This window comes from Pseudomonas sp. LB1P83 (assembly GCF_054897885.1).
In genome coordinates, this window is the sequence record NZ_CM142709.1 from 1,710,115 (window position 1) to 1,729,000 (window position 18,886).

General features: G+C 60.4%; 13 protein-coding genes. 6 read left to right on the forward strand and 7 right to left on the reverse strand.

From position 1 onward, the window contains the following. Nucleotides 1–130 precede the first annotated feature (130 nt). Nucleotides 131–1,150, forward strand: a complete 1,020-nt coding sequence (locus ACYZTY_RS07840; RefSeq protein WP_131060000.1) for a quinone-dependent dihydroorotate dehydrogenase — start codon at nt 131–133, stop codon at nt 1,148–1,150. Nucleotides 1,151–1,442: 292 nt separating this feature from the next. Here ACYZTY_RS07840 and rmf read toward each other — a convergent pair whose 3' ends face one another. Further along, entirely contained in the window at nt 1,443–1,658 is a 216-nt protein-coding gene (rmf, locus tag ACYZTY_RS07845; RefSeq protein WP_003223300.1) for a ribosome modulation factor, read from the reverse strand. 528 nt (nt 1,659–2,186) lie between these two features. On the opposite strand from rmf, the gene rlmKL reads away from it, so the two are divergent. Both rlmKL and ACYZTY_RS07855 read left to right on the forward strand, forming a co-directional pair. After that, nucleotides 2,187–4,457 (forward strand): bifunctional 23S rRNA (guanine(2069)-N(7))-methyltransferase RlmK/23S rRNA (guanine(2445)-N(2))-methyltransferase RlmL, encoded by a 2,271-nt coding sequence (gene rlmKL / locus ACYZTY_RS07850; protein ID WP_461957972.1) that lies wholly within the window; start codon nt 2,187–2,189, stop codon nt 4,455–4,457. A gap of 141 nt (nt 4,458–4,598) precedes the next feature. Then, nucleotides 4,599–6,998, forward strand: coding sequence for a sensor domain-containing diguanylate cyclase (locus tag ACYZTY_RS07855; RefSeq protein ID WP_461957973.1), 2,400 nt, complete (start codon nt 4,599–4,601; stop codon nt 6,996–6,998). Between the two features lie 129 nt (nt 6,999–7,127). Here ACYZTY_RS07855 and dacB read toward each other — a convergent pair whose 3' ends face one another. After that, nucleotides 7,128–8,588 carry a D-alanyl-D-alanine carboxypeptidase/D-alanyl-D-alanine endopeptidase gene (dacB, locus tag ACYZTY_RS07860; protein WP_461957974.1) on the reverse strand — a complete coding sequence of 487 codons (1,461 nt, stop codon included), beginning with the start codon at nt 8,586–8,588 and terminating at the stop codon, nt 7,128–7,130. Nucleotides 8,589–8,822: 234 nt separating this feature from the next. Here dacB and ACYZTY_RS07865 point away from each other — a divergent pair, with 234 nt between their 5' ends. Continuing rightward, the gene (locus tag ACYZTY_RS07865) at nt 8,823–9,167 is read left to right on the forward strand and encodes a YggL family protein (RefSeq protein ID WP_007896965.1); all 345 of its coding nucleotides are present in this window, start codon (nt 8,823–8,825) and stop codon (nt 9,165–9,167) included. 186 nt (nt 9,168–9,353) lie between these two features. Here ACYZTY_RS07865 and ACYZTY_RS07870 read toward each other — a convergent pair whose 3' ends face one another. After that, nucleotides 9,354–10,544, reverse strand: a complete 1,191-nt coding sequence (locus ACYZTY_RS07870; RefSeq protein ID WP_461957975.1) for a benzoate/H(+) symporter BenE family transporter — start codon at nt 10,542–10,544, stop codon at nt 9,354–9,356. A gap of 355 nt (nt 10,545–10,899) precedes the next feature. Here ACYZTY_RS07870 and ACYZTY_RS07875 point away from each other — a divergent pair, with 355 nt between their 5' ends. Beyond that, on the forward strand, nt 10,900–11,664 hold the full coding sequence (locus ACYZTY_RS07875) for a GntR family transcriptional regulator (protein ID WP_008027375.1): 765 nt from the start codon (nt 10,900–10,902) through the stop codon (nt 11,662–11,664). Between the two features lie 154 nt (nt 11,665–11,818). On the opposite strand, the gene guaD is transcribed toward ACYZTY_RS07875, so the two are convergent. The 4 genes from guaD to xdhA form a co-directional block, all read right to left on the reverse strand. Beyond that, complete coding sequence (gene guaD / locus ACYZTY_RS07880; protein WP_461957976.1) at nt 11,819–13,123, reverse strand: guanine deaminase; 1,305 nt, start codon at nt 13,121–13,123, stop codon at nt 11,819–11,821. 8 nt (nt 13,124–13,131) lie between these two features. Further along, nucleotides 13,132–13,977: a xanthine dehydrogenase accessory protein XdhC gene (xdhC, locus tag ACYZTY_RS07885; RefSeq protein WP_461957977.1), complete on the reverse strand. Its 846-nt coding sequence runs from the start codon at nt 13,975–13,977 to the stop codon at nt 13,132–13,134. 134 nt (nt 13,978–14,111) lie between these two features. Continuing rightward, the gene (xdhB, locus tag ACYZTY_RS07890) at nt 14,112–16,511 is read right to left on the reverse strand and encodes a xanthine dehydrogenase molybdopterin binding subunit (RefSeq protein WP_461957978.1); all 2,400 of its coding nucleotides are present in this window, start codon (nt 16,509–16,511) and stop codon (nt 14,112–14,114) included. Continuing rightward, nucleotides 16,504–17,958, reverse strand: a complete 1,455-nt coding sequence (gene xdhA / locus ACYZTY_RS07895; RefSeq protein ID WP_461957979.1) for a xanthine dehydrogenase small subunit — start codon at nt 17,956–17,958, stop codon at nt 16,504–16,506. Before xdhA ends, xdhB begins: the two co-directional genes overlap by 8 nt. A 266-nt stretch (nt 17,959–18,224) precedes the next feature. Between xdhA and ACYZTY_RS07900 the strand changes: the two genes are divergently transcribed. Then, complete coding sequence (locus ACYZTY_RS07900; protein ID WP_461957980.1) at nt 18,225–18,884, forward strand: GntR family transcriptional regulator; 660 nt, start codon at nt 18,225–18,227, stop codon at nt 18,882–18,884. The last annotated feature ends 2 nt before the right edge of the window (nt 18,885–18,886 follow it).

The window sequence follows — 18,886 nt, forward strand, 5'->3', positions numbered from 1 at the left end:
AGTGCTGATGCCTATGCTGGTGCAAGGCATATGCCATCGCCCGCTGATTTTGTTGCGCGCCTCGCTTGCGACCGCGATGCCCGGCTATAATCGCCGCCTCATTTCGCCGCCATTCGAGTCAAAACCGCCCATGTACACCCTGGCCCGTCAGCTGTTGTTCAAACTTTCCCCGGAAACCTCCCACGATCTGTCCCTGGACCTGATCGGCGCGGGCGGACGTTTGGGCCTCAACGGTTTGCTGTGCAAGGCGCCGGCGAAAATGCCGGTGAACGTCATGGGGCTGGAATTTCCGAACCCGGTGGGTTTGGCGGCCGGTCTGGACAAGAACGGCGCGGCCATCGACGGTTTTGCCCAGCTGGGTTTTGGTTTTGTCGAAATCGGCACCATCACCCCGCGTCCACAGCCGGGTAACCCGAAGCCACGGATTTTCCGTCTGCCGGATGCCGAGGCGATCATCAACCGCATGGGTTTCAACAACCTCGGGGTCGATCACCTGCTGGCCCGCGTGGCGGCGGCCAAGTACAAGGGCGTGCTGGGCATCAACATCGGCAAGAACTTCGATACGCCGGTTGAACGCGCGGTCGACGATTACCTGATCTGCCTGGACAAGGTCTACGCCCACGCCAGCTACGTGACGGTCAACGTCAGTTCGCCGAACACCCCGGGCCTGCGCAGCCTGCAATTCGGCGATTCGCTCAAGCAATTGCTCGCCGACCTGGCGACCCGTCGCGCAGAATTGGCGTTGCGCCACGGCAAACATGTCCCGCTGGCGATCAAGATCGCGCCGGACATGACTGACGAAGAAACCGCGCAGGTCGCGCAAGCGTTGATCGAAACCGGGATGGACGCGGTGATTGCCACCAACACCACCCTGAGCCGCGTGGGCGTCGAAGGCATGGAGCACGGTGACGAGGCGGGCGGTCTGTCCGGCGCACCGGTTCGCGACAAGAGCACCCACACCGTGAAGGTACTGGCCGCCGAACTGGCCGGCCGCTTGCCGATCATCGCCGTGGGCGGCATCACCGAAGGCAAACACGCGGCCGAGAAAATCGCTGCGGGTGCGAGCCTGGTGCAGCTCTACTCCGGCTTTATCTACAAAGGCCCGGCGCTGATTCGCGAGTCCGTCGACGCTATCGCAGCCCTACGCTGACTTGTAGCAGCTGCCGAGCACCGCGAGGCTGCGATCGGCTGCGAAGCAGTCGTAAACCCTGCATGCACGGTGTATGAGCAAGACCGCGGTGCTTGATTTTACGACTGCTTCGCCGCCGAATGCAGCCTCGCGATGCTCGGCAGCTGCTACAAGGAAATTGTGTTTCGGCAAAATGCAGGCATAAAAAAGGGCACCTCGAAGGTGCCCTTGGGCCGGAGCCCGCCGCCCGGATGGGGCGTGCGTGGTAAGTCGTTACGTAATCAGATTGTCGTGTCGGAGTGTGTGCCCTGTGTTAGCCGACGGCGTGAAGTTCGTTGAGTCTATGGATTCCCGCAGTGCCGGTCATACCGTCCCAGTTGTCGCCGCGTCCTTCTCGCCAGCCGTTAATCCAGGCTTGACGTACCGACGGTAGAGTAAATGGGCAAAGCTCACGGGATTTGCCACCAACGCCATATTGATATCCGCGCAAAAATGCTCTTTCCAACGGATCACGCTTAAGTCTTCTCATAGGGTGTTGCCCTCACTTGTTGACTGTATTTATCGCGTCGACCTCAACTGAGGTCTGGCAGAAAAACTCCTGCCGTTGGGGCTCGCTGCCGGCGTCGCGAGCCAAGGTGTTGACGCCGTTGCGACGTCAACCTGTGTTGAGTTCTAACCAATGCGTCACATCGAGGGAATGATCGTTTTGTCATAAGAACGTAACCAGAAAGATGCTAAGGCCATAAGTAACTCGATGTTTGTCCCGTGTTTATTGGCCAAAGCCCTGTATGATCGGCCCCCCGCAGGATGACGGGGTTAATCCTTTAGTGAGAATGGCTCCTGTTGAACAGGAGCACTATTCGACGAAGGGTCGGCTTATGACATTTTGTTGCATCAACTTTTTTATCTGCCTGTGCATCTAAGCTCTTCTAATCTGAGCAGCACGGGTGGGACGGCACACCTTCGTGCCACGCGGGCGCTCTTTTAGAAAAGCGCCTGATTGAAAACCGGGCCGGCAATGCGTTGCCGGTTCACTTAGAAAGGCTCTGAAATTCCAATGTCCGATCAATTCGAAATCTTCCTCACTTGCCCAAAAGGCCTTGAAGGCCTGCTCATCGAGGAAGCCGTCGGGCTTGGCCTTGAAGAAGCGCGTGAGCACACCTCGGCTGTGCGCGGCATGGCCACCATGGAAACCGCTTATCGCCTGTGCCTGTGGTCGCGTCTGGCGAACCGGGTGTTGCTGGTGCTCAAGCGCTTCCCGATGAAGGACGCCGAAGACCTGTACCACGGCGTGCTCGACATTGAGTGGCAAGACCACATGCTCAACGACGGCACCCTGGCCGTCGAGTTCAGCGGCCACGGCTCGGGCATCGACAACACCCACTTCGGCGCCCTGAAAGTCAAAGACGCCATCGTCGACAAACTGCGCACCCCGCAAGGCGACCGTCCGTCCATCGACAAACTCAACCCGGACCTGCGCATTCACCTGCGTCTGGACCGTGGCGAAGCCATTCTGTCCCTCGACCTCTCCGGCCACAGCCTGCACCAGCGCGGTTATCGCTTGCAGCAGGGCGCGGCACCGTTGAAGGAAAACCTCGCAGCCGCCATTCTGATCCGTTCCGGCTGGCCCCGCATTGCGGCCGATGGCGGCGCGCTGGCTGACCCGATGTGCGGTGTCGGTACGTTCCTCGTCGAAGCGGCAATGATCGCCGCCGATATGGCGCCGAACCTGCGTCGCGAGCAGTGGGGCTTTACCGCCTGGCTCGGTCACGTCCCGGCGCTGTGGAAAAAACTGCACGAAGAAGCGACCGAACGCGCCGCCGCCGGTCTGGCCAAGCCACCGCTGTGGATTCGCGGTTACGAAGCCGACCCGCGCCTGATTCAACCGGGCCGCAACAACGTCGAGCGTGCGGGCCTGAGCGAGTGGATCAAGATCTACCAAGGCGAAGTCGGCACGTTCGAGCCGCGCCCGGACCAGAACCAGAAAGGCCTGGTGATCTGCAACCCGCCGTACGGCGAGCGTCTGGGTGACGAGGCGAGCTTGCTCTACCTCTACCAGAACCTCGGTGAACGTCTGCGTCAGGCCTGCTTGAACTGGGAAGCTGCTGTATTCACCGGCGCCCCGGACCTGGGCAAGCGCATGGGCATCCGCAGCCACAAACAGTATTCGTTCTGGAACGGCGCCTTGCCGTGCAAACTGCTGCTGATCAAAGTCACGCCGGACCAGTTCGTCACCGGCGAGCGTCGCACTCCGGAACAGCGCCAGGTCGAGCGTGAGCAGGCGGAATACGATCAGGCGCCGAACGAGCCGCAGGAACGCCAGTACAACAAAAACGGTAACCCGATCAAACCGGCCGCGGCACCCGCTCCGGTGATCGAGCAACCGCGCTTGAGCGAAGGCGGGCAGATGTTTGCCAATCGCCTGCAAAAGAACCTCAAGGCCCTGGGTAAGTGGGTCAAGCGTGAAGGCATCGACTGCTACCGCGTCTACGATGCCGACATGCCGGAATATTCCATGGCCATCGACCTGTATCAGGATTGGGTCCACGTCCAGGAATACGCCGCGCCGAAATCCATCGACCCGGAAAAAGCCTCGGCGCGCATGTTTGACGCCCTGGCGGCCATTCCCCAGGCGCTGAACATCGACAAGAGCCGCGTGGTGGTGAAGCGTCGTGAGCGTCAGAGCGGCACCAAGCAATACGAACGCCAAGCGGCGCAGGGCAAGTTCGTCGAGGTCAACGAAGGTGGCGTGAAGCTGCTGGTGAACCTCACTGATTACCTCGACACCGGGCTGTTCCTCGATCACCGGCCGATGCGCATGCGGATTCAGAAAGAGGCGGCCGGCAAACGCTTCCTCAACCTATATAGCTACACCGCAACCGCCAGTGTTCACGCAGCCAAGGGCGGCGCGCGCAGCACCACCAGCGTCGACCTGTCGAAAACTTATCTGGACTGGGCGCGTCGCAACCTGTCGCTGAACGGTTTCTCCGACAAGAACCGTCTGGAGCAGGGCGACGTGATGGCCTGGCTCGATGCCTGCCGTGACGAATACGACCTGATCTTCATCGATCCGCCGACGTTCTCCAACTCCAAGCGCATGGAAGGGATCTTCGACGTGCAGCGCGACCAGGTGCAGTTGATCGACCTGGCCATGGCGCGCCTGGCGCCGGGCGGCGTGTTGTACTTCTCCAACAACTTCCGCAAGTTCACGCTCGAGGAAAACCTCGCCGAGCGTTATGCGGTTGAAGAAATCACCGCCCAGACCATCGATCCGGATTTCGCCCGTAATGGCAAGATCCACCGTGCCTGGAAAATCACAGCGCGTTGATAGATAAGCGATTGGATCCACAGAGCCTTGATTTTTAAAGGCTCTCTGGTTCTTTCAGTGCTGGTCAAATTAGTGGCTAATAGCTATAACTCAACTCATGGCCAATGGGCTTTCCCGCACCTGGCGTTTTGAGTTGCGTCTATGTCGTTGCACGCCGTGCGCCCGAAGATCCTGGGATTTATCAGTGAAGACGTCTCGGCCTGGCTGGTCGCGCTGCTGGTGTTGCTCGTCGGCGGGATTCTCACCGGATTGCTGGTCTGGTCGACGCTGAATCTGTTTCACCATCAATTGCGGCAACGTTTCCAGCTGCTCGCCAGTGAACGTTACAGCCGCATCGAAGAACGTTTCGAAGATCAGGAGCAGCGCCTCGACGGCCTGCGCCGATTCTTCGCCAATTCCCAGTCGGTCTCCCGCGAGGAGTTCGACGGCTACACCCAACCGCTGCTGCACCGCACCGAGGCGTATTCATTCGCTGCGCGGGTGACCCGTGATGAGCGAGCGGCGTTCGAGCGCAAGGTGCGCGAAGAGGGGTTTAGCGATTTCACCCTTCGTGAGCTCAATGCCGACGGCCAATTGCAATTGGCCGCCGAACGGGATGAGTACGTGGCGGTGCTTTACAGCCAGACCCGAAGCCGGCTCGGCTCGCCTCTCGGGTACGACTTGTTCGCCCAGCCGTTGCGCCGCGCCACCCTGGAACGGGCAGACAAGCTGGGCGGCATGGCCGTCTCGCAACCGATGCATCTGGTCGGCATCGAGCCGGCCTACGCGCGGGGTGTGCTGCTGGTGGCGCCGGTGAAGCGTCAGAGTGACGCGGCCACGGCGACCGCGAAACCCTACGGTTACGTCATGGCGGTGATCAGCATGCGCCAGTTGCTGGCGGACGGGCTGCCGGAGTCCAGTCATGACTATCTCTCGGTGCGCATCCTCGACCTGTCCACCGACGATCAGCACGAAGTGCTCTACGAGTCCTACAACTCGCCTGCCGCCAGCGAGTTGTCCGCGACACGCCTGCTGCGTCTGGCCGACCATGACTATCAAGTTGATATCCTGCCCAGCGAAGCCTTCCTGAAAGCCAACCATTCTTCGGTGACCAGCCTGGTGGTACTCGGTGGCTTACTCAGTGTGCTGCTCAGTGCGTTGCTGTACGTGCTGGTCAGCCAACGCCAGCGGGCGCTGAAAATGGTCGAGCAGCGCACCCAGGAATTGCACGCCCGTGAGCAGGAATTGCGCGGCACTCACGGGCAGTTGCGCGGCGTGCTGGATGCCGCGACTCAGGTGGCGATCATTGCCACCGACCTGCGGGGTGTCATCAGCACCTTTAACGCCGGGGCCGAGCAGATGCTGGGTTACTCCAGCGCTGAAGTGGTGGGTCACATGACCCTGGAAAACCTGCACTTTCCTCGCGAGCTGGTCGCACGCTCGGCGGAATTGAGTGCGCGCTATGGCAAGCCGATTCCGACCTGTCAGGCGATGTTGGTCGAAGGTGGAGAAGAGGGCGGTCACGAAGCGCGGGAGTGGACGCTGGTTCGTCAGGATGGCAGCCATCTGACGGTGAACATGCTCGCGACCCCGGTACTCGACGAGCAGGGTCTGTGGGTCGGGCATCTGGCAATCTGCATCGACATCACTGAACGCAAGCGCGTTCACGAAGCCCTGGCAGCCCGCGACCTGTTGCTGAAAAAACTCAGCGCTCATGTGCCCGGTGGCATTTATCAATTCAAGATGGAATTCGACGGTCGCTTCAGCGTGATCTACGCCAGCGACGGGATTCGCGAGATCTACGAACTCGAGCCGGACGTTCTGTTGTTCAATGCCGAAGCAATTTTCACGCGGATTCATCCACAGGACACGACTCGCGTGCGTGCCTCGATCCGCGCGTCGGCGGATACGCTCAGCCCGTGGCGCGAGGAATACCGCGTGCAACTGCCTCGGCGCGGCCTGCGCTGGGTTCGCGGCGAGGCGACCCCGGAGGAACTGCCGGGTGGCGGCGTGCTCTGGCATGGTTACATTTCCGATATTTCCGATCTGAAGCGAGTGGAAGAAGAGCTGCGGGCGCTGTCGATCACCGATTCTCTGACCGGGATCCACAACCGCCGCTACTTCCAAGAGCGCCTGACCACCGAAATGGCTCGGGTCGAGCGTGGTGGCGGGGAGTTGTCGGTAATCATGCTCGACATCGACCACTTCAAACGCATCAACGACCTGCATGGCCACGCCGTGGGCGATCGGGTGTTGCAGGCCGTGTGCGAACGCATCAGTCATCGCCTTCGACGTACCGACGTGTTCTGTCGCCTGGGGGGCGAGGAGTTCATGGTGCTGTGCCCGGACATCGACGGCGAACAGGCTCACGTGCTGGCCTTGCAGCTGTGGCAAGGACTGCGCAGTTCACCGATCGAAGGCGTGGGGACCGTGACCGCCAGTTTCGGGATTGCCAGTTGGCGAGTCGGAGAGGGCGCGGACGCGCTGTTGCTGCGGGCGGATTCGGGGGTTTACGCGGCGAAGCAGGCTGGTCGGGATAGAGTGGTCGCACAACCCAGCTAAGGCCTCATGCAAAACCCCTGTAGGAGCGAGCCTGCTCGCGATAGCGGCCTGTCAGTCACATCATTTCTGGATGTGCCGCCGTCATCGCGAGCAGGCTCACTCCCACATTGGATCTGTGGTGTTCTTTGGTTAGAGCACCGAAGCCGTTTCAGGCACTTTCGGCTGGCGATACAGATCCAGCAGCACCTGATCCAGCACCGACGAGGCGCCAAACGGGGCCTTGTCGTTGAGGATCGCCACCACCGCCCAGGTGTTGCCATTGACGTCACGGCTGAAGCCGGAGATCGCGCGTACGGTGTTCAGGGTGCCGGTCTTGACATGGGCTTCACCGCGCATCGCGGTGGTCTTCAGGCGTTTGCGCATGGTGCCGTCGGTGCCGGCAATCGGCATCGAACTGATGAACTCGGCGGAGTACGGGCTGCGCCACGCGGCTTGCAGCATCGCCGCCATTTCACGGGCGCTCACACGTTCGGCACGGGACAGGCCTGAGCCGTTTTCCATCACCAGGTGCGGCGCGGTGATGCCTTTCTTCGCCAGCCACTGACGCACCACACGCTGGGCAGCCTTGGCGTCGTCACCGTCGGCGTCGGTGCGGAATTTCTGGCCCAGGCTCAGGAACAACTGCTGAGCCATGGTGTTGTTACTGTATTTGTTGATGTCGCGAATGATTTCCGCCAGATCCGGCGAGTAGGCGCGAGCCAGGACCTTGGCGTCTTTCGGCGTGGGCGCCAGAACATCCTTGCCCTGAATGCTGCCGCCCAGTTCTTTCCAGATCGCCCTCACGGCACCCGCCGTGTAGGTCGCATGGTCGAGCAACGACAAGTAAGTCTGCGAGCTGCAGCCTTCGCCCAACTGCCCGCCGACGGTCACGGTGACGCTGCCATCGGCCTGGCTCACCGGGTTGTAACGCACGCCACCGGCGCATTGCTTGGAGTTGACGGCTTTGACCTGGTTTTCGATGCGGATGCTGGCAATCGGCGGCTCTACCGAGATCAGCACCCGGCCGTTGTCGTTGCGCGCGACGAAGCGCAGGGCCTTGAGGTTGACCAGCAGCGAGTCGGGTTTGACCAGGAACGGTTTGTTCTCGTCATTACCGTCATCGTTGAATTCCGGCAGTTGCGGTTGCACGAAGAAATTGCGGTCCAGCACCAGATCGCCGGTGACTTGCGTCACACCGTTGGCCCGGAGGTCGCGCATCAGCAACCAGAGTTTTTCCATGTTCAGTTTCGGATCGCCGCCACCCTTGAGGTAGAGGTTGCCGTTGAGGATGCCGCCGCTGAGGGTGCCGTCGGTGTAGAACTCGGTTTTCCACTGGTGGTTCGGGCCGAGCATTTCCAGCGCCGCATAGGTGGTCACCAGTTTCATGGTGGAGGCCGGGTTGACCGAGACGTCCGCGTTGAAAATGGTCGGGGTGCCAGGGCCGTTGAGCGGGATCATCACCAGCGACAGGGCGTTGTCCTGCAGCTTGCTGGCCTTGAGGGCTTTTTCGACGTTGGGCGACAGCGCGGTATTGATGGTGGCGGCGGAAACAGGGAGGGCCAGGGGGAGAAGGAAACCGGCCAGCAACAATGGACGCAAAGATTTGATCATGTGAAGTAAAACCCTACATTCGAGGGGAAAAAAGACGAGGGCATGAAGATAAATTCCCTCAGTGGTCATGAAAGTGTCGGCATTATGCCCCAAGGTGTAACGGCTTGTGCCTTGCTGTGGCCTTCTAATCCGCTATTTTTTTACCGACGGTAGGCGTAGCGCTGCCGAGAGACGGGCAATCAGCGCCTTAAACTGCTAAAGTGCCGCCCGTTATTACTTATGAGGATTGTTCCAATGGCGACTAACCGTTCCCAGCGTCTGCGCAAAAAACTGTGCGTCGATGAATTTCAAGAGCTGGGTTTCGAGCTGAACCTGGATTTCAAAGAAGATTTGGCTGATGAAGCCATTGATGCTTTCCTCGACGCGTTCCTGAAAGAAGCCATGGAAGCCAACGGTCTGGGCTATGTTGGCGGCGACGACTTCGGTCTGGTTTGCCTGCAGAAGCGTGGCTCGGTGTCCGAAGAGCAGCGTGCTGCTGTTGAAGCCTGGCTCAAAGGCCGCAGCGAACTGACCGAAGCAACCGTCAGCCCGCTGATCGACGTCTGGTACCCGGAAAAGCCGATCAATCCGGTAGCTTGATGTCATAGCTTTATGTCATAAAAGAAGCGGCGACCCAAGGGTCGCCGTTTTTTTATGCCTGCTTTTTGTAGGCGTATGGCTTGGCTTGCGATATTGATTTCGGGGATGCCTTCGCGGGCAAGCCTCGCTCCTACAGGTTCAGCGTGAAGCCCTCTGTAGGAGCGAGGCTTGCCCGCGAAGGGGCCCTCAGGCCTTACGCCAATTCAGAATCACCAACGTCAACACCCCCGCCACAATCCCCCAGAACGCCGAACCAATGGAAAACAGCGTCAGCCCCGACGCCGTGACCATAAAGGTAATCAACGCCGCCTCACGCTCCTTCACTTCGGTCATGGCAATGCTCAGGCCATTGATGATCGAGCCGAACAACGCCAGCGCCGCAATCGACAGCACCAATTCTTTAGGCAGTGCCGCAAATAGCGCCGCCAGCGTCGCGCCGAACACCCCGGCAATCCCGTAGAAAATCCCGCACCAGACCGCCGCCGTGTAACGTTTGTTGCGATCCTCATGGGCATGCGGCCCGGTGCAGATCGCCGCGCTGATAGCCGCGAGGTTGATCCCGTGGGAGCCGAACGGCGCCAGCAGCAGCGAGGCGATGCCGGTGGTGGTGATCAGCGGCGAGGCCGGCACGGTGTAGCCGTCAGCGCGCAATACGGCGATGCCGGGCATGTTTTGCGAAGTCATCGCCACCACAAACAATGGAATCCCGATGCTGATGGTCGCGGCTAGGGAGAAGTGCGGTGTGGTCCAGACCGGTGTCGCCACTTCCAGATGGAAACCGCTGAAGTCGAGCAGTCCCATGAACCCCGACAGCGCCGTGCCGATCAACAATGCCGCAAGCACCGCATAACGCGGCGACAGGCGCTTGACCAGCAGGTAAGTGAAGAACATCCCCAGTACCAGCGCGGTGCGATGCTGGGCGGCGACGAAGATTTCGCTGCCGATCTTGAACAGAATCCCCGCCAGCAATGCTGCAGCCAATGACGCCGGAATCTTTTTCACCAGGCGTTCGAAGCTGCCGGTCAGGCCGCAAATGGTCACCAGCACCGCGCAAGTAATGTAGGCACCGATGGCTTCGCCGTAGGTCACGCCGCCCAGGCTGGTGATCAGCAACGCCGCGCCGGGGGTCGACCAGGCGATGGTGATCGGCGTGCGATAACGCAGGGACAGGCCGATCGAGCACACCGCCATGCCAATCGAGATGGCCCAGATCCACGACGAAATCTGCCCGCTGGTCAGGCCCGCCGCTTGTCCGGCCTGAAACATCAGGACCAGGGAGCTGGTGTAGCCGGTCATCATCGCGATGAACCCGGCGACGATCGCCGACGGTGACGTATCGGCCCAGGGGCGGAGCTGCGTGTGCGTGGCGTCGTTCATGACAGCGGTGTTCCTTATACAGATGAAGATGTCCGCAATAGCGCAAATCTGTAGGAGTGAGCCTGCTCGCGATAGCGGAGTGTCAGGCAACAACGTTGTCGACTGATCCACCGCCATCGCGAGCAGGCTCACTCCTACAGGGGATTGTGCGCAAAAGGCGGATTCTGCGATCAAGCCTAAACTCAAAAGTAACCAACCGTTGCGATACAGCAGAAGCGACAAACAGCCGTACAGTCGTGTTGCCACCATCCATTGTGTACAATCGCGGTGTTTTTTACGCGATACTTGCCAGCGACCCACTGTGCCGTATTACAGTCACGGTCAATTCGCCGCAGTTCTCCCGACTCGAGTGCCCATGAACGAACAGTTGCAGCCCCTTAAGAAACAACCGCGAGCAGGCAAAGCCGGCCGCAGCGGTACCCAGGACGATATTGTCTACGCGCATATCTTCGAGGCCATCCTCGAACAGCGTCTGGCGCCCGGCACCAAGTTGAGCGAAGAAGCGCTGGGGGAAATTTTCGGGGTCAGTCGCACCATCATTCGCCGCGCGCTGTCGCGCCTGGCCCATGAGGGCGTCGTGCTGCTGCGTCCGAATCGCGGCGCCGTCGTTGCCAGCCCGAGTGTCGAAGAGGCGCGTCAGGTGTTCCTGGCACGGCGTCTGGTAGAACGCGCGATCACTGAACTGGCGGTTCAGCACGCCACCGCCGAGCAGATTGCCGAGTTGCGGCAGATGGTCAACGACGAACGCGACAGCTTCTCCCGTGGCGATCGCGGCGCCGGTATCCGTCTGTCTGGCGAGTTTCACCTGAAACTGGCCGAAGCGGCGAAGAATGCACCGCTGATCAGCTTCCAGCGCAGTCTGGTGTCGCAGACTTCGTTGATCATTGCCCAGTACGAAAGCGGCAACCGTTCCCACTGTTCCTACGACGAGCACACCCAACTGATCGACGCCATCGAAGCGCGTAACGGTGAGTTGGCGGTGAATCTGATGATGCACCACATGGATCACATCGACAGCAAACTCAACCTCGACGAAGAAAGCGCGTCGGATGATTTGCATGCGGTGTTTTCGCATTTGTTGCAGACCAAGAAGCCTGGGCGCTCGCCGGCGAAAATCTGATAGACCGCGGCGCGTCCTTCGCGGGCAAGCCTCGCTCCTACAGGGATCACGCCGCACCTGTAGGAGCGAGGCTTGCCCGCGAAGGCGATGTGACAGACAACAAAAATCCCCCGGGCTGAAAAGCTGCGGGGGATTTTTTTTGGGCTGGAAAACCTTAACGCTGATGCACCTGATTCCCCGCCGCATACGTCTGCAGAACAGTCCGGTCATCCCCCAGCGTCATCAGCACAAACAACGTCTCGGCAATGTTATTGGCCTGCTTCAAGCGATAGCTGAGCAGCGGCGTGGCGTTGTAGTCCAGCACCAGGAAGTCCGCATCAGTGCCCGGTTGCAGGGTGCCGATCTTGTCTTCCAGCCGCAGCGCACGAGCGCCGCCGAGGGTGGCCAGGTACAGCGACTTGAAGGGGCTCAACCGTGCGCCTTGCATCTGCATGACTTTGTAGGCTTCGTTCAGCGTTTGCAGCAGCGAAAAACTGGTGCCGCCGCCAACGTCTGTGCCCAGGCCAACATTGAGTTTGTGCTTCTCAGCCATCGGCAGATTGAACAGGCCGCTGCCGAGGAAAAAGTTGGAGGTTGGGCAGAACGCGATGGCCGAGCCGGTTTCCGCCAGCCGCGCGCATTCGTCGTCGCACAGGTGCACGCCGTGGGCGAACACCGAGCGCTCGCCGAGCAATTGGTAGTGATCGTAAACATCGAGATAGCCTTTACGCTCCGGGAACAGCTCTTTGACCCACTCGACTTCCTTCAGGTTTTCGCTGATGTGGGTCTGCATGTACAGGTCTGGGTATTCACCGAGCAACTGGCCGGCGAGGGTCAGTTGTTCCGGGGTGCTGGTCGGGGCGAAGCGCGGGGTGACCGCGTAATGCAGGCGGCCCTTGCCGTGCCAGCGCTCGATCAGCGCCTTGCTTTCCACGTAGCTGGATTCGGCGGTGTCGGTCAGGTAGTCCGGCGCGTTGCGGTCCATCATCACCTTGCCGGCAATCATCCGCAGGTCCAGCTGTTCGGCGGCCTCGAAGAACGAGTTCACCGATTGCGGGTGCACGCTGCCGAACACCAGGGCAGTGGTGGTGCCGTTACGCAGCAGTTCTTTGATGAAAATGTCCGCGACTTCATCGGCGTGAGCCTTGTCGGCGAACTGACTTTCGCAAGGGAAAGTGTAGGTGTTGAGCCAGTCCAGCAGCTGCTCGCCGTAGGCACCGACCATGCCGGTTTGCGGCAAGTGAATGTGGGTGTCGATGAGGCCGGGGGTGATCAGCGCGTCCTGGTAATGAGTGATCTCGATGTCGGCCGGCAGGGTGGGCAGCAATTCGCTGGCGTGACCGAGGGCGCTGATCTGGCCGTTATCGACCACCAGCAGGCCGTCTTCGAAATACTCATAAGACGCTTCGATACCCACTTCGGCAGGGTCGGCGATGCTGTGCAGGATGGCGGCGCGGTAGGCTTTGCGAGTCAGAGGCATAAAATTTCTCAATTCGTGGCTTGGCTGCGGCGTGAAGCAGGCAGCAGTTTGGCAATCGATGTTCCGGCGTTGGCAGTTTGCTGGCCGAAACTGGCGTTATAGGTGGCGATGATTTCGCCGGCGATGGAGATGGCGATTTCCACAGGCAACTTGCCTTTGACTTCGCCGATGCCCATCGGGCAGCGCATGCGTTGCAGCACGGCGCTGTCGAAACCACGGTCACGCAAGCGGTGTTCGAACTTCACCCGTTTGGTCTTCGAACCGATCAGGCCGAAGTAGGTGAAGTCGTTGCGCTTGAGGATCGCGGCGGTGAGTTCGAGGTCGAGCTGGTGGTTATGGGTCATGACGATGCAGTAGCTGCCGGCGGGCAGGTTGTCGATTTCATCAACCGGTTCTTCGGCGACGATTTTACGAACGCCGTGGGGGATCTGTTCTGGGAATTCCGCTTCACGCGAATCGATCCAGCGCACCCGGCAGGGCAGGCTGGCGAGCAGCGGCACCAGCGCCCGACCGACATGGCCGGCACCGAACACAGCGATCTGCGCCTGGACCTGGCCCATCGGTTCGAACAGCAACACGGTCACGCCGCCGCAGCACTGGCCCAGGCTGGCTCCGAGGCTGAAGCGCTCCAGGTGCGTGTCATGCTTGCCGCTGGTGAGCATCTCGCGGCCGATCTGCATGGCCTTGTATTCCAGGTGCCCGCCACCGATGGTGTCGAAGGCCTGGGTGGCGCTGATGACCATTTTCGAACCGGCATTGCGCGGCGTCGAGCCGAGCTCTTCAATGATGGTCACCAACACGCAGGGCTCACCCTGGGATTGCAGGTCGGCGAGGGCGTCGATCCAGTTATACATGTTTCACCTCGACATCTTTGTTGTCTGGTCGGGCCTCTTCGCGGGCAAGCCTCGCTCCTACAGGATTGATAGCGGTCACACGATCACCACCAACCTGTAGGAGCGAGGCTTGCCCGCGAAGGGCGCGCCTCGGTCTAGAGCGAAGCCAACTCAACCTCGGCTTCCACGGCTTTCGCCGCCTTCAACTGCCGCATCTGCTCACACCCCCACAACACCCGCTCCGGCGTCGCCGGCGCATCGATGTTCGGTTGATGCTTGTAGTCACCGAGGCTCGCCACCGCATCCTTGATCGCACACCACGATGCGATGCCTAGCATGAACGGCGGCTCACCCACGGCCTTGGAATGGAACACCGTGTCTTCCGGGTTCTTGCGGTTTTCCACCAGCTTCACCCGCAGGTCCAGCGGCATGTCTGCCACGGCCGGGATCTTGTAACTGGCCGGGCCGTTGGTCATCAGTTTGCCTTTGTTGTTCCACACCAGTTCTTCCATGGTCAGCCAGCCCATGCCCTGGATGAAACCACCCTCGACCTGGCCGATGTCGATGGCCGGGTTCAGCGAGTCGCCGACGTCGTGGAGAATGTCAGTACGCAGCATCTTGTACTCGCCGGTCAGGGTGTCGATGATCACCTCGCAACAGGCTGCACCGAAGGCGTAGTAGTAGAACGGCCGGCCACGGGCCTGACTGCGGTCGTAAAAGATTTTCGGGGTCTTGTAGAACCCGGTGCTCGACAGCGAAACCTGAGCGAAATACGCCTGCTGGATCAGCGCTTCGAAGGTCAGGATATGATCGCGAACCCGCACGTGGCCGTTGTGGAATTCGACGTCTTCTTCACTGACCTTGTATTGGCGCGCGGCGAATTCCACGAGGCGTTTCTTGATGATTTCAGCCGCGTTCTGGGCCGCTTTACCATTCAGGTCGGCGCCACTGGAAGCGGCAGTCGGCGAGGTGTTTGGCACCTTGTCAGTGTTGGTCGCGGTGATCTGCACCCGGTCCATTTCGACTTGGAATACTTCAGCCACCACCTGGGCAACCTTGGTGTTCAAACCCTGGCCCATTTCAGTGCCGCCGTGGTTCAGGTGGATGCTGCCGTCGGTGTAGACGTGGACCAGCGCGCCGGCCTGGTTGAGGAAGCTGGCGGTGAAGGAAATACCGAATTTCACCGGGGTCAGCGCCAGGCCTTTTTTCAGGATCGGGCTGTTGGCGTTGTAGCGACGGATCGCTTCGCGGCGCTCGGCGTACTGGCTGCTTTCTTCCAGTTCGGCGGTCATTTCCTCGAGCATGTTGTGCTCGACGGTCTGGTAGTAATGGGTGACGTTACGCTCGGTCTTGCCGTAGTAGTTGGCCTTGCGCACCGCCAGCGGGTCGAGGGCCAGATGGCGGGCGATCGCGTCCATCACTTCTTCGATGGCGACCATGCCTTGCGGGCCGCCGAAACCCCGGTACGCGGTGTTCGACGCGGTGTTGGTCTTGCAGCGGTGACCGTTGATGGTCGCATCGCCCAGGTAGTACGAGTTGTCGGCGTGGAACATCGCACGGTCGACAATCGACGCCGACAAGTCCGGCGAGCAACCGCAGTTACCGGCCAGTTCCAGGGCGATACCGTGCAGGCGGCCGGTACTGTCGAAGCCGACGTCATACTCGACGTAGAACGGGTGACGCTTGCCGGTCATCAGCATGTCTTCGACGCGGGGCAGGCGCATTTTGGTCGGCTGGCCGGTGAGGTGGGCGATGACGGCGCACAGGCACGCCGGGCTGGCGGCTTGGGTTTCCTTGCCACCGAAACCACCGCCCATGCGGCGCATGTCGACGACGATTTTGTTCATCGACACGTCCAGAACTTCGGCCACCAGTTTCTGTACTTCGGTCGGGTTCTGGGTCGAGCAGTAGACGATCATCCCGCCGTCTTCGGTCGGCATGACCGAAGAGATCTGGGTTTCGAGGTAGAAGTGTTCCTGGCCGCCAATGTGCAGCGTGCCTTGAATACGATGTTCGGCAGTCGCCAATGCGCCAGCCGAATCGCCGCGCTGATGGGTATGGCTGTCGAGCACGAAGTGGCGTTTGCGCAGGGCTTCGACCACGTCCAGCACCGGCTCGAGATCTTCGTATTCGATGATCGCGGCCATGGCGGCTTTGCGTGCGGTTTCCAGATCTTTCGCGGCAACGGCGAGCACCGGTTGACCGACAAATTGCACATCATCGATGGCCAGCAACGGATCACCCGGCAGCAGCGGCCCGATGTCTTTCAAGCCCGGCACGTCTTCGTGGGTGATGGCGATGCGCACGCCCTCAAAGGCGTAGCACGGCTTGGTGTCGATGCTGATGATTTTCGCGTGGGCGCGGTCCGACAATCGAGCGTAAACATGAAGCTGATTGGGGAATTCCAGCCGGTCATCGATGTACTGCGCTTCGCCGGACACATGCTTGGCGGCGCTGTCGTGCTTGACGCTGCGGCCGACACCGGTGGTCAGGTCCTTGGCGAACAGTTCAGCCAGTTCGGCCTGGGTCTTCTCTACGGCGTGATGATTAGACATAAGCGGTCACCCGAGTTTCGATGTGCGGCGTTTGCAGTTCGATGAAGTATTTGCGCAGCAGGTTCTGCGCACTGAGCAGGCGATATTCCTTGCTGGCGCGGAAGTCCGAGAGCGGCGTGAAATCTTCGGCCAGTGCGGCGCAGGCACGTTCGACGGTGGCGTTGTTGAACGGCGCGCCGAGCAATACGGTTTCGCAGTTATTCGCGCGTTTCGGAATCGCGGCCATGCCGCCGAACGCCACGCGGGCATCCGCGATGACACCGTTGTCGATGCGCAGGTTGAACGCCGCGCAGACAGCGGAAATATCATCATCCAGACGCTTGGAAACCTTGTACGCACGGAACAGCTGTTCGGCGCTGGCGCGGGGCACGATGATCTTCTCGATGAACTCGCTTTCCTGGCGCGCGGTGACCCGGTAATCGATGAAGTAATCTTCCAGGGCCAGGGTGCGGCGGGTTTCGCCTTTGCACAAAACGATCTGCGCGCCCAACGCGATCAGCAGCGGTGGCGAGTCACCGATCGGCGAGGCGTTGCCGATGTTGCCCCCGAGGGTGCCCTGGTTGCGGATCTGCAATGAAGCGAAGCGTTGCAGCAATTCGCCGAAGTCCGGGTATTCGGTTTTCAAGGCTTCGTAGCAATCGGAGAGGGCGGTCGCGGCGCCGATTTCCAGGCGGTCGTCGAAGCGTTCGATGCGCTTCATCTCGGCGACGTTGCCGACGTAGATCATCACCGGCAACGCGCGATGAAACTGGGTGACTTCCAGCGCCAGATCCGTACCGCCGGCCAGCAGCCGGGCCTGTGGATAAGCATCATAAAGGTCGGCCAGATCGGCCACGGTCAGCGGCACCAGGCAGCGCTTGTCGCCACTGTTGAGTTCGCCGATGTCGGTAGGGGCGATGGCTTTCAGGCGAGCGATGGTGTCGGCTTCGCGAGCATCGAATTGATCCATTTGCTTGCCGCAGCAGGATTGTTCGGCGGCGGCCAGAATCGGCCGATAACCGGTGCAGCGGCAGAGGTTGCCGGCCAGTGCTTCGTGGGCCTTGTGAGAATCGGGCTCATCGCTGTTCTTTTGCAATGCGAACAGCGACATCACGAAGCCCGGGGTGCAGAAGCCGCATTGCGAGCCGTGGCACTCGACCATGGCTTTCTGCACGCTGTGCAGTTCGCCTTGGTGCTTGAGGTCTTCGACGCTGATCAGTTGTTTGCCGTGCAAAGACGAAACGAACGTCAGGCACGAGTTGAGGCTGCGATAACGAATGCGTTCGCGGCCATCGTCATCCGTTTGCAGCTCGCCGACCACCACGGTGCAGGCGCCACAGTCACCGCTGGCGCAGCCTTCTTTGGTGCCGGGTTTGCCCACATGGTCGCGCAGATAATTGAGCACGGTCAGGTTTGGGTCCAGGGCGTGCTCGCTACGGAGTTCCTGGTTAAGTAAAAACTGGATCACGGAAGGCCTCGCAGACTCATTATTGTTGTTAACCGACTTGGACCGAATTTATCAGGTCTGACTTTGCGGTCAATGATTTTCTGACTTAAAGGTCAGGAAAACCCGTTTTGTCGATCAACGACTCGTCCCTTCATTATTGACCCTCGCGGGTTAGCCTGCTTTTTGCTTGATTCGTGCCAAAAACCGCTGAGTGGGCACTCCGCCATGACCCTTCATGTGCGCTACACTGCGCCGCTTGTGCAGATCGAAGAGTTTGAAGGACAACCATGACGTTCAAGGCGCCGGACAGCCTCGCCGAGCAAATCGCTCACCACCTCGCCGAACGCATCATTCGTGGCGAAATGAAGCCCGGGGAGCGCATCCAGGAACAGAAGGTCACGCTGGCCCTCAATGTCAGCCGCGGTTCGGTCCGTGAGGCCTTACTGATCCTCGAGCGCCGCCACCTGATCGCGATCCTGCCGCGACGCGGTGCCCACGTGACCGAGCTCACCGCCCACAAGGTACAGAGCCTGTGCACGCTGATGAGCGAGCTCTATATTCTGCTGGGCAATGCCGTGGCCAAAGGCTGGCAAGTCCAGGCCGACATGGCGCCATTCGTGCAGATCCAGCAACGCCTGGCCGCCAGCTACGAGCGTCAGGACATCCGCACCTTCGTCGACGACAGCTTCAACGTGATGCGCGCTGCGTATCCGTTCGCCAACAACCCGTACTTGCAGGAAACCGTCGAGAACCTGCAGCCGGCCATGAGCCGGGCGTATTTCCTTGCCCTGGACCAGCGCAAGGCGTCGATGAGCGAGTTCCTCGAATTGTTCGAGCGTTTGCTCGCCGCCGTACTGGCCCGTGACTTTCCGCAGATCCGCGAAGTGCTGACGGCCTATGCCCAGCGCAGCTGCGATCTGGTGGTTTCTGCCCTGACGGACGCTTAAGC

Excerpts from the sequence above, each read along its gene's own strand:
- guaD (WP_461957976.1), bottom strand. The coding sequence starts at position 13,123 with ATGCCTCTGACTCGCAAAGCCTACCGCGCCGCCATCCTGCACAGCATC.
- xdhC (WP_461957977.1), bottom strand. The coding sequence starts at position 13,977 with ATGTATAACTGGATCGACGCCCTCGCCGACCTGCAATCCCAGGGTGAG.
- ACYZTY_RS07865 (WP_007896965.1), top strand. The coding sequence starts at position 8,823 with ATGGCGACTAACCGTTCCCAGCGTCTGCGCAAAAAACTGTGCGTCGAT.
- ACYZTY_RS07900 (WP_461957980.1), top strand. The coding sequence starts at position 18,225 with ATGACGTTCAAGGCGCCGGACAGCCTCGCCGAGCAAATCGCTCACCAC.
- xdhB (WP_461957978.1), bottom strand. The coding sequence starts at position 16,511 with ATGTCTAATCATCACGCCGTAGAGAAGACCCAGGCCGAACTGGCTGAA.
- ACYZTY_RS07855 (WP_461957973.1), top strand. The coding sequence starts at position 4,599 with ATGTCGTTGCACGCCGTGCGCCCGAAGATCCTGGGATTTATCAGTGAA.
- rmf (WP_003223300.1), bottom strand. The coding sequence starts at position 1,658 with ATGAGAAGACTTAAGCGTGATCCGTTGGAAAGAGCATTTTTGCGCGGA.
- ACYZTY_RS07870 (WP_461957975.1), bottom strand. The coding sequence starts at position 10,544 with ATGAACGACGCCACGCACACGCAGCTCCGCCCCTGGGCCGATACGTCA.
- dacB (WP_461957974.1), bottom strand. The coding sequence starts at position 8,588 with ATGATCAAATCTTTGCGTCCATTGTTGCTGGCCGGTTTCCTTCTCCCC.
- ACYZTY_RS07875 (WP_008027375.1), top strand. The coding sequence starts at position 10,900 with ATGAACGAACAGTTGCAGCCCCTTAAGAAACAACCGCGAGCAGGCAAA.
- rlmKL (WP_461957972.1), top strand. The coding sequence starts at position 2,187 with ATGTCCGATCAATTCGAAATCTTCCTCACTTGCCCAAAAGGCCTTGAA.
- ACYZTY_RS07840 (WP_131060000.1), top strand. The coding sequence starts at position 131 with ATGTACACCCTGGCCCGTCAGCTGTTGTTCAAACTTTCCCCGGAAACC.